Consider the following 12,998-nt stretch of genomic DNA (forward strand, 5'->3'; position numbering starts at 1 on the left):
CCTCGGGCAATGCCGCCGGCAATGGCGACAGGTCATGCGAGGCGACGGCGCCGATCTTGCGCCTCAGGTCAGATCGTCGGGATCACCGCGGCGCGGGCGCGGACCAGGGCGGCGAGGCTACCGTAATCGCCCAGCCGCACGGCGCGTTCGGCGAGGTCGGTGAGCGAGGGGTCGCGCAGGGTCTGGCCGATCGAGGCGAGGAATTGCGCCGCATAGCGCTGCTGCCCCGTGCCCGCGTTGCCCTGCAGAAGCTCGGTCGCGCGGCGCAGATCGTCGCGCAGCGCCATCGGGTCGCCGCCCGCGTAGCGTTCGCGCAGGACCTCGGCCCGGGGGGGCCAGTCCGGCAGGCCGTCGCCCAGGGGCTCGCCGATCAGCACCGCCAGATGGCGCGCGAGGCTGACGGGTTTGGCGAGGAAGGCGTCGGCGCCCACGGTCATCGCTTCCCCCTCAAGCCCCGCATCGCCGCTGATCGCCACCAGACGCTGCGGCCGCAGGGGCGAGGGGGCGAGGGCGGCGATCAGTTCGAGCCCCGATCCGTCCGGCAGGCCGAGGTCCACGAGCACGATATCCGGCCGGTAGACCCGCAGATGCAGCGTGGCCGAGGCCAGCGATTCGGCGCGGCGCAGCCGGATTCCGGCGTTGCGGCAGATCAGCCGCACCGCTTCGGCGGCAAGGCGGCTGTCCTCGACCATCAGCAGCGTGCGCGGCGGCATGGCGAAACCCGCGGCGGCGGCACGGGCGGGCAGGGGACGCGGCTGTTCTGCCGCACAGGGCGCGATGGGCATGGGCACCTCCGATTGAGACCCCGATCCTGGCAGCCAATGGTTCACGCCCGGTTAAACTGCGGCCTCGCGTCGCTTGCTTTCCGCGCCGCGGCCTATATTCAGGCAGCGACACCGCAGAGGAAGAGACCATGATCGGACGCCTGAACCATGTCGCCATCGCCGTGCCGGACCTCGAGGCCGCCGCGGCCCAGTACCGCATGACGCTGGGGGCCGAGGTCGGCCCGCCGCAGGACGAGCCCGACCATGGGGTGACCGTGGTCTTCATCACCCTGCCGAACACCAAGGTGGAGCTGCTCTATCCCCTGGGCGAGAACAGCCCGATCCAGGGCTTTCTGGACAAGAACCCCTCGGGCGGGATCCATCACATGTGTTTCGAGGTGGACGACATCCTCGCCGCCCGGGACAAGCTGAAGGCCGAGGGCGCGCGGGTGCTGGGAAGCGGCGAGCCGAAGATCGGCGCCCATGGCAAGCCCGTGCTCTTCCTGCATCCCAAGGATTTCAACGGCTGCCTGATCGAACTGGAACAGGTCTGATGATCCCGCTTTTTTCCGCCTTCGTCCTCTACGCCTTCATCTGGTTCCTGACGCTGCTGGTCGTCCTGCCCCTGCGGCTGACCACCCAGGGCGAGGCGGGGCAGATCGTTGCCGGCACGCCGGAATCGGCGCCGCATGACCCCAGGATCGGCCGCAAGATGCTGGTGACCACCATTGCCGGGACGCTGATCTGGGTCGTGGTGGTGGCGATCATCGTCTCGGGCTGGATCACCATCGAGGACGTCGACGTCCTGCACCGCTGGATGGGCGCCCCGTAAGGGCGCCCTTTTCTTTCAGTGCATCGCGATGCGGTGGAAGAGGTGGGTGAAGGCCGCCACCCCGAACACCGGCACGAAGAGGTTCAGCACCGGCACGCTGAGCGGGATGGCAAACAGCACCCCGGCAATCCAGAGCGTGCCCATATTGGCCTGGCGCATCCGCGCGGCCTCGGCCGGGCCCATGCGGCGCAGCGCCACGGTGGTGAAATATTCCCGCGCCAGCAGGTAGCCGTTGATCGCCCAGAACACCACGAAGCCAAGCCCCGCGGTGAAGACGACGATGATCAGCCCGATCAGGTTCAGCAGGATGAAAAGCCCGGTGTAGCGCAGCGCGTCCTTGAGCGAATCCCAGAAGCCCGCGCGGTCGGCCGGGGGCAGCTGGGGGTAATGCTCGGCCTCGACGGCATCCGCGACCTCGTCGAGGAAAAAGCCGCTGAACGCGGAGGCGACGGGCACCATCAGGAAGATGCTGAGCACCAGCATGACCGGGATCGAGGCCAGCGTCAGCGCCGTGTCGAGCCCGCCGACCGGGCCGACCCAGGGAATGCCGACGCTGTCGGGCACCAGCAGCTGGATCGCCAGAACCAGCAGCCAGTAGAGCCCGAAAAGCAGCGCCACCGACAGGGCGAGCCCCAGCCAGACCACGCGGCGGAACCGCGGGTCGCCGAATTGGCCAAGGGCCGCGAAGATCGCGCCGAGGATCATGCCGAGACCCGGGTGACGATCGCGGCGAGGTCAGGCCGCGGCCGGTCGCTCACCGCCGTTTCGCAGCTGCCGAGATGGACGAAGCCCGCCACCTGTTCCTGCGGGGAAAGGTCCAGGCCCCGGGTCATGAACTCGCGGTCGAAAGCCGCCCAGCCGGTGATCCAGGCCGCGCCCCAGCCCGAGGCCAGCGCCGCATTGACCAGCGCCGCGCAGACCGCCCCGGCCGAGAGGATCTGCTCCAGCTCGGGCGCCTTTTCCGAGGGCACGGGCGAAGCGATCACCGCCAAGACCAGCGGCGATTTCTCCCACAGGCTGGCTGATTTCTCGACCTTGACGGGATCGACGCCGAGAAGCGGACCGCGCTCGCGCACCAGCCCGGCGAGGCGCTGGCGGGCGGGGGCTTCGAGCACCAGGAAGCGCCAGGGCACCAGCGCGCCATGGTCGGGCACCCGGGCGGCGGCGGTCAGGAGCTGTTCCAGCGCCGCGCCCTCGGGCGCGGGAGCGGTCAGGGCGGCGGCGGGTTTCGAGCGGCGGGTGAGGAGAAAATCCATCACCGGATTGGCTTGGGTCATCGGGTACCTCCGGCGTCTCAGATCGCAACTCTGCCCCGGAGATTCAAGGCCGCTTGCCGCGGGCGCCAAAAGTGCGACATTGAGCCCGGAACAGGGGAGGGTGGCGCATGCTGATGGCCGATCTGGGCGACATACGCCTGAACTACCAGCTGCATGGCGATCCCGAGGGGCCGCCGCTGGTGCTGATTCATGCGCTGGGGACGGACCTGAGGCTCTGGGACAAGATCCTGCCGCTCTTGCCCCGGGGGCTGCGGGTGCTGCGCTATTCGCTGCGCGGACACGGGCTCTCGGATGCGCCGAACCCGCCCTATCCGATGGGGACGTTGGTGCGCGATGCCGAGCGGCTGATGGAGCATGTCGGCATGCGCGACGCGCTGGTCGTGGGTCTGTCCATCGGCGGGCTGGTGGCGCAGGGGCTGGCGGTCAAGCGGCTGGATCTGGTGCGCGCGCTGGTCCTGTCCAACACCGCGTCCAAGATCGGCACGGCCGAGATCTGGCGCCAGCGCATCGCCCTGATCGAGGAGAAGGGGCTGGAAGCCATCGCCGAGGCGACGCTGGAGCGTTGGTTTCCCAAGGCCTTCCGCCAGACGGACGAGGCCCGGGCCTGGCGTCACATGGTCACCCGCACCCCGCGTCACGGCTATATCGGCTGCGCCCATGCCATCGCCGGGACCGATTTCTACACGCCGACCAGCGGCCTCAGATTGCCCGTCCTCGCCATTGCCGGCAGCGAGGATGGCTCGACCCCGCCCGATCTGGTGCGCGAAACCGCCGATCTGGTGCCGGGATCGCGCTTTCATCTGATCCGGGGCGCGGGCCATCTGCCCTGCGTCGACAAACCGGCCGATTACGCCGAGGCGCTGACCGCCTTCATCCACGAAACCGGGCATCTGGCGGCCTGAGCCCGCCCCGACGCCCCCAGACCGGCTGACCCATGCGCCAATCGCTGCCCGTCGTCTTCATCCTGATCACGCTGATGCTCGACGCCATCGGCTATGGGCTGATCATGCCTGTCATGCCCGACCTGATCCGTGAGGTGACGGGCGAGGATCTGTCGCATGCCGCACTCTGGGGCGGGCTGCTGACCGGCGGTTTCGCGGTGATGCAATTCCTGTTCGGCCCGGTGATCGGCAACCTGTCCGACCGTTACGGGCGCAAGGCGGTGCTGCTTCTGTCGCTGGGCATGCTGGCGGCGGATTATCTGGTGCTGGCGCTGGCGGGTAGCATCTGGCTGATCTTCCTCGCCCGGCTGGTCAATGGCGTGACCTCGGCCACCTATGGCACGGCCAGCGCCTATATCGCCGACATCTCCACCCCGCAGCAGAAGGCGCAGCGCTTCGGCCTGATCGGTGCGGCCTTCGGGGCGGGGTTCATCCTGGGCCCGGCGGTGGGCGGCATGCTGGGCGAATACGGCACCCGGGCGCCCTTTCTCGCGGCGGCCGTGGTCGCCGCGCTGAACCTGATCTTCGGCGCCATCGTCATGCGCGAATCGCTCAAGCCCGAGAACCGCCGCCCGTTCGACTGGCGCCGGGCCAACCCCTTCGGCGCCTTCAAGAATATCGGCCGTCTGCCGGGGCTGGGCCGGTTCCTGACCGTCTATTTCGCCTTCGAATTCGCCTTCACGGTGTACCCGGTCATCTGGGCCTATTTCTCGACCGCGCGCTTTGGCTGGAGCGCGGGGCAGGTCGGGCTGTCGCTGGCCTATTACGGGCTGGGAATGGTGCTGGTGCAGGGGGTGCTGATGCGCGGCGCGATCCGCTGGCTGGGCCGGGGCGGCGCCATGGTGCTGGGGGCGGCGGCGGCGCTGGTGTCCTTCTCCTTCCTCACGGTGGTGGAGAACGGCATGCTGGCGCTGGTGCTGATCCCGATCTCGTCCTTGTCCGGGCTCATCAACCCCGCGCTCAGGGCCGAGATGTCGGACCGGGTCGAGGCCAGCCAGCAGGGCGAATTGCAGGGGGCGCTGGCCTCGCTGCACGCCATGGGCATGATCGTCGCGCCTTTCGTCTATACCCAGGTCTTCGCCGCCTTCACCGGGGCCGGGGCGATCATCGAACTGCCGGGCATGGTCTTTGCGCTGCCCGCGATCCTGAGCCTGATCGCCCTGATCCTGTTGCGACCCCAGACCGAAAGGAGCCCCGCATGAACCTTGCCGCCCTGGCCCGTGCCCGCGCCGAGGCGGGCCGCCCCGTCAGCGTCGCCCTGATCGGCGCGGGGAAATTCGGCTCGATGTTCCTGGCGCAGGTGCCGCATATTGCGGGGCTTTCCGTCACTCATATCGCCGATCTGAACCCTGAGCGTGCGCGCGCCGCCTGCCGTGCAGTGGGCTGGAGTGCCGAGCGGATCGCGGCCACGACGTTCCTGGAGGACGGTCGCGAGGTGGCACGCACCCCGGTCGAGGTGGTGATCGAGGCGACCGGCGCGCCCGAGGCCGGGCTGAACCACGCCCGCGCCGCGCTCGATGCGGGCAAGCATGTGGTGATGGTCAATGTCGAGGCCGACGTGTTGGCGGGCCCGGTGCTGGCCGCTCAGGCGCGGGCGGCGGGGCTGGTCTATTCCATGGCTTACGGCGATCAGCCCGCGCTGGTGGCCGAGATGGTCGACTGGGCCCGCGCGACCGGCTTCGAGGTCGCGGCGGCGGGCAAGGGGACCAAGTTCCTGCCGCTCTATCATTCGGTGACGCCCGATGGCGTCTGGCCGCATTACGGGCTGACGGCGGAACAGGCGGCCGAGGCGGGGATGAACCCGCAGATGTTCAACTCGTTCCTCGACGGCACCAAATCGGCCATCGAGATGTCGGCCATCGCCAATGCCTGCGGGCTTGACGTGCCCGAGGAGGGGCTGGCCTTCCCGCCCTGCGGCGTCGATGACCTGGCGCAGGTGCTGCGGCCCCGGGAGGTCGGCGGGCAGCTGGACCGCGACGGTATGGTCGAGGTCGTCTCGTCGCTGGAACGCGACGGGCGGCCGGTGTTCCGCGATCTGCGCTGGGGCGTCTATGTCGTCCTGAAGGCGCAGAACGATTATGCGGCGGGCTGTTTCCGGCAATACGGGCTGCCGACCGATTCGACCGGGCAATATGCCTCGATGTACAAACCCTTCCACCTGATCGGCATGGAACTGTCGGTGAGCGTGCTCTCCGCCGCGCTGAGGGGCGAGGCGACGGGGCAAAGCCGCGAATGGCGGGGCGATGCGGTGGCGGTGGCCAAGCGCGACCTCAAGGCGGGCGAGATGCTGGACGGCGAGGGCGGCTATACCGTCTGGGGCAAGGCCTGCCCGGCGGCGATCTCGGCGGCGAAGGCGCTGCTGCCCATCGGACTTGCCCACAGGGTCAGGATGCTGAACGACCGGCGGAAAGGCGAAATTCTGAGCATGGCGGATGTCGCCCTCACCGAATCGGACACCGGCGTTCGCCTGCGCAGAGAGATGCTTGCCGCATCCTTGGGCGCTGGCTAGACTTTGAGCACTTTCGCTCTCGGCGGGGGCAGGGAAAGGCCCGATACCCCCGCACGATGCACAATCCTTGCTTGAGGTTTTGATCATATTTTCGCAGAGTTTTGGTCAAGGACCTTCAGAGTCCAGCCAAAGTACCCCCGAAAGGGGCCCAACGGAGAGTGAAAGCGCATGCGCAAACTGCTGAGCACGACCTTGCTGGTCGCCACGGCCGCGACCGGCGGCCTTGCCCAGGCCCAGAACGTGGTCAATGTCTACAACTGGTCGGATTACATCGCCGAGGAAAACCTCGCCGCGTTCACCGAACAGACCGGCATCACCGTCAACTATGACGTCTACGATTCGAACGACACGCTCGAAGCGCGGATGCTGGCCGGGTCCTCGGGCTTCGACGTGGTAGTGCCGACCGGCAACTACCTGCAACGTCAGATTTCCGCGGGCGTCTACCAGCCGCTGAACCGCGACCTGATCCCGAACTGGTCGAACCTCGACCCGCGCCTGATGGAGCTGGCCTCGGCCTTCGACGAGGGCAACGAGCACGCCGTCGTCTACATGTGGGGTACCACCGGCATCGGCTACAATGTCGAGGCCGTGCGCGAGCGGATGGGCGACGATTACGTGGTCGACAGCTGGGCGATGGTCTTCGACCCGGAGATTGCCGCGAAATTCGCCGATTGCGGCATCGCCTTCCTCGATGACCACACCGAGATCCTGCCGCCCGCGCTGCGTTACCTCGGCCTTGATCCGCTCTCGACCGACGAGGCGGATCTGGAGCAGGCCGTGGCGATGCTGGAGACCATCCGCCCCTCGCTGCGCTATTTCCACTCGTCGCAGTACATCTCGGACCTCGCCAATGGCGAGATCTGCGTGGCGGTCGGCTGGTCGGGCGACATCCTGCAGGCCGCGGCCCGCGCCGAAGAGGCCGGCAACGGCATCGAGATCGCCTATGCGATCCCGAAAGAAGGCGCGAACCTGTGGTTCGACATGATGGCGATCCCCTCGGATGCGCCGAACCCCGAAGCCGCGCATGCCTTCATCAACTTCATGATCGACGCCCATGTGGCGGCGGCGAACACCAACTACATCCAGTATCCGAACGCGGTCGCGGCCTCGAACGAGTTCATCGACGAGGCGGTGCTGAGCGATCCGACGATCTATCCCCCGGCCGAGACGCAGGCCAATTTCTGGACCCTGCGCCCGCATGACAGCCGGACCGACCGGATGATCACGCGGCTCTGGACCCGCGTGCGGACCGGCCAGTAAGCCCCTTGCCCCGCCCGCATCCCCTGCGGGCGGGGCGTCCTTTCTGCCCAGGCCTTTTGCAAAAGGTGTTTCGATGACCAGCAACCCGGCGATTGCCGCGAACACCCGGCCCTGGCGCGACCCCGCCGCCAAGCCCTTCATCTCGATCCAGAATGTGACGAAACGGTTCGGCGATTTCACCGCCGTGAACGATGTCTCGCTGGATATCTACCGCGGCGAATTGTTCTGCCTGCTGGGCGGCTCGGGCTGCGGCAAGTCCACGCTCCTGCGGATGCTGGCGGGTTTCGAGACGCCGACCGAGGGCAAGATCCTGATCGACGGCGTGGATCTGGCGGGCACGCCCCCGGACCGCCGCCCCACCAACATGATGTTTCAGTCCTACGCGCTTTTCCCGCATATGTCGGTCGAGAAGAACGTGGCCTACGGGCTTCTGCGCGAAGGGAAATCCAAGACCGAGGCCTATGCCCACGCCGCCGAGATGCTCAAGCTGGTGAAGCTGGAGAAATTCGCAAGGCGCAAGCCGCATCAGCTGTCGGGCGGCCAGCGGCAGCGGGTGGCGCTGGCCCGGGCGCTGGCGAAGCAGCCCAAGGTTCTGCTGCTGGACGAGCCGCTGGGCGCGCTGGACAAGAAACTGCGCGAGGAAACCCAGTTCGAGCTGATCCGCATCCAGGAGACGCTGGGCGTGACCTTCATCGTCGTGACCCATGATCAGGACGAGGCGATGACGCTCGCCACCCGGATCGGCGTCATGACCGAGGGCGTGATCGAGCAGGTGGGCGAGCCGCGCGAGATCTACGAGACGCCGAAATCCCGCTTCGTCGCCGATTTCATCGGCTCGGTGAACCTGTTCGAGGGCCGCGTCGGCCCCGCCGCGCCCGACCTGATGCGCGTGGAAACCGAGGATCTGGGCCCGGTCGTCGCCCCGCCGGTGGCGGGCCTGACCCAGGGCCAGACGATCTGGCTGGCCATGCGCCCCGAACGCGCCTGGCTGACCCGCGAGCGGCCGCCGGAATCGGTCAATTGCGTGCCGGGCGTGGTGCAGGACATGGGTTATGTCGGGCATATGTCGTCCTACATGGTGAAGCTGGCCAATGGCCGGCTGGTCCGGGTGACCCAGGCCAACGAGGGGCGCCGCGACAATCCGATCTCCTGGGACGAGCATGTCCACGTCAGCTTCGAGCCGGCGGATTTCCGGGTGCTGACCGAATGAGCGGGGCGGACGCACCGCGCCGCGCTGGCCTGCCGCTGCGGATGCTGGCCCTGGGGCTGGCGGGTCTGGGCGGGGCGGTGGCGGTCAGCTTCCTGACGCTCAATGCGACCAGCGCCCTGCTGCTCTCGGCCCTGATCGGCGCCGGTCTGCTTTATTTCCTTCTGAGCCGGTTCATGGGCTGGTCGGACCGCTGGATGGTGATCGCCGTGCCGCTGCTGTGGCTGGGGATCTTCTTCCTGGTGCCGTTCTTCGTGCTGGGCCGCATCTCGCTTTCCGAGACGATGATCGCCCGGCCGCCCTATTCGCCGCTGTGGGAAACCGACGCGCAGGGCAATGTCGAGATCATCGCCAGCCTGCAGAATTACTGGTTCATCCTGGGCGACGCGCTCTATCGCAACGCCTATCTGTCCTCGATCAAGATCGCCGCCATCTCGACGGTTTTCGCGCTGCTGCTGGGCTATCCGATCGCCTATTACATCGCCCGCTCGCCCGAGCCGCGCCGCTCGTTCCTGCTGCTGCTGGTGGTGCTGCCCTTCTGGACCTCGTTCCTGCTGAGGGTCTACGCCTGGATCGGGTTCCTGAGGCGCGAGGGGGTGATCAACAACACCCTGATGTGGCTGGGGGTGATCGACGAGCCGCTGGTGATGATGCAGACCGATTTCGCGGTCTATATTGGCATCGTCTATACCTATCTGCCCTTCATGATCCTGCCGCTCTACGCCAACCTCGTGAAGCTGGACGGCGCCTTGCTGGAAGCGGCCTCGGACCTCGGCGCCACGCCCATGGTGACCTTCTTCACCGTGACGGTGCCGCTGTCCTTGCCCGGGGTCATCGCCGGGTCGATGCTGGTCTTCATCCCGGCCATCGGTGAATACGTGATCCCGGCGCTCTTGGGCGGGCCCGATACGCTGATGATCGGTCGCACGCTCTGGGACGAGTTCTTCTCGGCCCGCGACTGGCCGGTGGCCTCGGCGGTGGCGATCATCATGCTGATCCTGGTGGTGATCCCGATGATGTGGCTGCAATCGGTGCAGAACCGGCAGGAGGAGGGGCAATGAGACGCGGCTGGTTCCTGCCCATCGTCGCCACCTTCGGCTTCTGCTTCCTCTATGCGCCCATCGTGTCGCTGGTCATCTTCTCGTTCAACGAGAGCCGTCTGGTCACGGTCTGGGGCGGGTTCTCGACCCGCTGGTACGGCGAACTCCTGGCCGACGGGCAGATGCTGGCCGCGGCCTGGATCAGCCTCAAGGTCGGCGTGCTGGCCGCGAGTATCGCCACGGTGATCGGCACGCTGGCGGCCTTCGTGCTGACCCGGTTCGGCAAGTTCCGCGGCAAGCTGTTGCTGACCGGGATGGTGACGGCGCCGCTGGTCATGCCCGAGGTGATCATCGGCCTGTCGCTGCTGCTGCTCTTCGTGGCGATGGAGCTGGTGCTGGGCTGGCCCGCCGGGCGGGGGCTGACGACCGTGGTGATCGCGCATGCGACCTTCACCTCGGCCTATGTCGCGGTGATCGCCCAGTCGCGCCTGCGGGACATGGACGAGAGCCTGGAGGAAGCCGCGCGCGATCTCGGCGCGGGGCCGGTGCGGGTGTTCTTCGACATCACCTTGCCGGTGATCGCCCCGGCGCTGGTCTCGGGCTGGCTGCTGGCCTTCACGCTGTCCTTGGACGATCTGGTGATCGCGAGCTTTGTGTCAGGCCCCGGGGCCTCGACCCTGCCGATGGTGATCTTCTCGAAGGTGCGGCTGGGGGTGAGCCCGGATGTGAACGCGCTGGCCACGATCATCATCGTCATCGTCGCGGTCGCGGTGACCATCGCCGGGCTGCTGCTGATGCGGCAGTCGAAGAAGACCGGGTAAGGGCGGGGGGCTGCTCGCCCCCCGCACCCCCTCGCCAAAGGGGGGAGCACGCTCCCCCCTTTGGAAACCCCCCGTGGATATTTAGAGAACAAAGATGGGGTCAGCCGCCGCCGATCAGGGCGCCGGCGGCAAAGACAAGGGCGCCGCCGAGGACGACCTGGAAGGTGGCGCGCAGGAAAGGGGTCTGCATGAAGCGGTTCTGGATCCAGACGATGGCCCAGAGCTCGACGAAGACCACCACCATGGCGATGACCGTCGCGGTCCAGAAATGCGGGATCAGATAGGGAAGCGCGTGGCCGAGGCCGCCGAGCGCGGTCATCACCCCCGCCGCGATGCCGCGCTTCAAGGGAGAGCCGCGGCCCGAGAGCTGGCCGTCGTCGGACGCGGCTTCGGTGAAGCCCATGGAGATGCCGGCGCCCACGGAAGCCGCGAGGCCCACCAGGAAGGTCGTGTGGGTGTTCTGGGTGGCGAAGGCGGTGGCGAAAATCGGCGCCAGCGTCGAGACCGAGCCGTCCATCAGCCCGGCCAGCCCCGGCTGCACCCAGGTCAGCAGGAACTGCCGGCGCGCGGTTTCATCCTCGGACGAGCGTTCGTCGTCGCCGAGGTTCTTCTGCTCCAGCCGGTGAGCGTTGTGTTCATGCGAGGCCTCGGCGGCGGCGAGGTCACCCAAGAGGCGCCGCGTTTCCGCGTCCGAGGTGCGCTGCGCGGCGACGACGTAGAACTGCTCGGCCTGGCGTTCCATCGCCTCGGCCTCGCGGCGGATCTGCTCCAGCGTCATCGTGTCCATCAGCCAGACCGGCTTGCGGGCGTAGAAGCCCGCGACATGCTCGCGGCGGATCAGGGGGATCACCTCGCCGAAGCGGATCCGGTGCAGGGCGATCAGGCGCTGCCGGTGGCGATCCTCTTCCTCGGCCATGCCGTCGAAGACCGCGGCCGAGGCCGGGTAATCGACGCGCAGCTTCTCGGCATAGGTGCGGTAGATGCGGGCGTCGTCCTCTTCGGACGAGATCGCCAGCGCGAGGATTTCCTGTTCCGAAAGATCGCGAAAGCGGCGGCGGGAGCCGTAATTGGGCAGCATGGGGGGCCTTCGGGCTGAGGTCTGCGACACGAGTCTAGGCAGGGGCCGGATGCGGGGCAAGGGGACAGGGTGTCCCACGCGTGGGACAGCCCGGCGATTCCAGGGAAAACAACGGCTTGGCGGGGCGCGTTAACCTTTCGGCAGGATTGTCCCACAGGCCTGCATCCCGCGCGGGCGTTGACGCGACTCGGGGGCGGTGTTTCCCTGGGGTCAGGCAGCGGCGGAGGCTTGCATGGGTCGGGCGTGGAGACGGGCAGGGATCGCGGGCCTGGCGCTGCTGGCGCTGGCGGGGCCGGGGGCGGCGCAACAGGGCCCCTGGCGGCTGCAGGGCGAGCTGCAGCTGGCCCCGGGCGAGGAGATCGGCGCGCTGAGCCTGTCGCCCGGCGGCGACCGCGTGGCGGGGACGATCATGCGCGATGGCGCCTTCGCCGGCGGGGTCTGGCGGCTGGCCGATGGCAAGCTGGAGGCGCGGCTGGAGGGTGGCTTTCCCCTCTATGCGCTGTTCCGCTTCGGGGATGGGGCGCGGGTCTTCTCCTTCGATCGCGAGGGGCTGCGGCTTTGGGATCTGCCCGGAGGGCCGCCGGTGGCCGATCTGCGGTTTGACGCCGAGCTGCGGGTCAATGACGTGATCCACGATCCCGATCGCGGCACCCTGCTGGTGGCGCAGGATCTGGGGCCGCTGCTGGTTCTGGACCGCGACGGGCGGGTCGGGGGCCGGATCGAGACCGATGCCATGCGCCCGCACCGGCAGATCTGGCTGGTGGAGGGCGGCACGCGGCTGGTGGTCGATTCCGAGGCTTTCACCCTGACCGCCCGCATGGAGGGCCTGCCGCAGGGCTGCGCCGCCGACGCCTGCGAGGCGGCCTATGCGGCGCTGCCGGGCGCCTATGGCCCCTATGAGGAACTGGCCGCCGTCGATCCCCAGAGCGGGCGTTTCGCCACGCTGCCGCCGGTCGATCCGGCCCGCGCCGGGCAGCAGGACGGGGTGTTCCGGCCGGTCGCCACGCCCTCGCTGCGGATCTGGCAGGGGGTGGAGGATTGGGCGCCCGCCGACCTGCCGATGGCGGAACTGCCGCTGGGTGAGGCGCCGGTGCGGGTCGAATTCTCGGCCGGGGGGGCGCTGCTGCTGGCGGTGACGACGGGGGGCGAGGTGACGCTCTGGGACGTGGCGAGCGGCGGGCAGCGGCTGGCGCTGCGCCATCCACCCGGGGATTGGTACGCCGAGGCGCGGTTCATCCCGGGCTCGAAACTGCTGTTCCTGCGCACCGG

General features: G+C 68.2%; 14 protein-coding genes. 10 read left to right on the top strand and 4 right to left on the bottom strand.

Going from position 1 to position 12,998, the window contains the following annotated elements:
- Positions 1 to 68 precede the first annotated feature (68 nt).
- Entirely contained in the window at positions 69 to 785 is a 717-nt protein-coding gene (locus VDQ18_RS10870; protein WP_323020961.1) for a response regulator, read from the bottom strand.
- A 128-nt stretch (positions 786 to 913) separates the two neighbouring features.
- Here VDQ18_RS10870 and mce point away from each other — a divergent pair, with 128 nt between their 5' ends.
- Positions 914 to 1,318, top strand: coding sequence for a methylmalonyl-CoA epimerase (mce, locus tag VDQ18_RS10875; protein ID WP_323020962.1), 405 nt, complete (start codon positions 914 to 916; stop codon positions 1,316 to 1,318).
- Positions 1,318 to 1,596 carry a DUF1467 family protein gene (locus VDQ18_RS10880; protein ID WP_323020963.1) on the top strand — a complete coding sequence of 93 codons (279 nt, stop codon included), beginning with the start codon at positions 1,318 to 1,320 and terminating at the stop codon, positions 1,594 to 1,596. Before mce ends, VDQ18_RS10880 begins: the two co-directional genes overlap by 1 nt.
- Positions 1,597 to 1,611: 15 nt before the next feature.
- Here VDQ18_RS10880 and VDQ18_RS10885 read toward each other — a convergent pair whose 3' ends face one another.
- Complete coding sequence (locus VDQ18_RS10885) at positions 1,612 to 2,301, bottom strand: EI24 domain-containing protein (RefSeq protein WP_323020964.1); 690 nt, start codon at positions 2,299 to 2,301, stop codon at positions 1,612 to 1,614.
- Entirely contained in the window at positions 2,298 to 2,873 is a 576-nt protein-coding gene (locus VDQ18_RS10890; protein WP_323020965.1) for a nitroreductase, read from the bottom strand. The genes VDQ18_RS10885 and VDQ18_RS10890 overlap by 4 nt, the downstream gene beginning before the upstream one ends.
- Positions 2,874 to 2,980: 107 nt before the next feature.
- Here VDQ18_RS10890 and pcaD point away from each other — a divergent pair, with 107 nt between their 5' ends.
- From pcaD to VDQ18_RS10925, 7 genes are all read left to right on the top strand, one after another.
- The gene (pcaD, locus tag VDQ18_RS10895; RefSeq protein ID WP_323020966.1) at positions 2,981 to 3,775 is read left to right on the top strand and encodes a 3-oxoadipate enol-lactonase; all 795 of its coding nucleotides are present in this window, start codon (positions 2,981 to 2,983) and stop codon (positions 3,773 to 3,775) included.
- A 32-nt stretch (positions 3,776 to 3,807) separates the two neighbouring features.
- Positions 3,808 to 5,016 carry a TCR/Tet family MFS transporter gene (locus tag VDQ18_RS10900; protein ID WP_323020967.1) on the top strand — a complete coding sequence of 403 codons (1,209 nt, stop codon included), beginning with the start codon at positions 3,808 to 3,810 and terminating at the stop codon, positions 5,014 to 5,016.
- A complete protein-coding gene (locus tag VDQ18_RS10905) occupies positions 5,013 to 6,323 on the top strand; it encodes an NAD(P)H-dependent oxidoreductase (RefSeq protein WP_323020968.1) in 1,311 nt (436 codons plus the stop codon). The genes VDQ18_RS10900 and VDQ18_RS10905 overlap by 4 nt, the downstream gene beginning before the upstream one ends.
- Positions 6,324 to 6,491: 168 nt before the next feature.
- A complete protein-coding gene (locus VDQ18_RS10910; RefSeq protein ID WP_323020969.1) occupies positions 6,492 to 7,583 on the top strand; it encodes a polyamine ABC transporter substrate-binding protein in 1,092 nt (363 codons plus the stop codon).
- A 73-nt stretch (positions 7,584 to 7,656) separates the two neighbouring features.
- Complete coding sequence (locus VDQ18_RS10915) at positions 7,657 to 8,793, top strand: ABC transporter ATP-binding protein (protein ID WP_323020970.1); 1,137 nt, start codon at positions 7,657 to 7,659, stop codon at positions 8,791 to 8,793.
- A gap of 173 nt (positions 8,794 to 8,966) precedes the next feature.
- Positions 8,967 to 9,851, top strand: coding sequence for an ABC transporter permease subunit (locus VDQ18_RS10920; RefSeq protein WP_323020974.1), 885 nt, complete (start codon positions 8,967 to 8,969; stop codon positions 9,849 to 9,851).
- On the top strand, positions 9,848 to 10,651 hold the full coding sequence (locus VDQ18_RS10925) for an ABC transporter permease subunit (protein ID WP_107752750.1): 804 nt from the start codon (positions 9,848 to 9,850) through the stop codon (positions 10,649 to 10,651). Before VDQ18_RS10920 ends, VDQ18_RS10925 begins: the two co-directional genes overlap by 4 nt.
- Before the next feature lie 100 nt (positions 10,652 to 10,751).
- Here VDQ18_RS10925 and mbfA read toward each other — a convergent pair whose 3' ends face one another.
- Complete coding sequence (mbfA, locus tag VDQ18_RS10930) at positions 10,752 to 11,729, bottom strand: iron exporter MbfA (protein ID WP_323020971.1); 978 nt, start codon at positions 11,727 to 11,729, stop codon at positions 10,752 to 10,754.
- Between the two features lie 232 nt (positions 11,730 to 11,961).
- Here mbfA and VDQ18_RS10935 point away from each other — a divergent pair.
- Positions 11,962 to 12,998 (top strand): hypothetical protein (locus VDQ18_RS10935; protein ID WP_323020972.1); only part of this gene is annotated, 1,037 nt, incomplete at its 3' end.

Origin of the sequence: Pararhodobacter sp. (genome assembly GCF_034676075.1) — a bacterium.
In the GTDB taxonomy this organism is placed as follows: domain Bacteria; phylum Pseudomonadota; class Alphaproteobacteria; order Rhodobacterales; family Rhodobacteraceae; genus Pararhodobacter.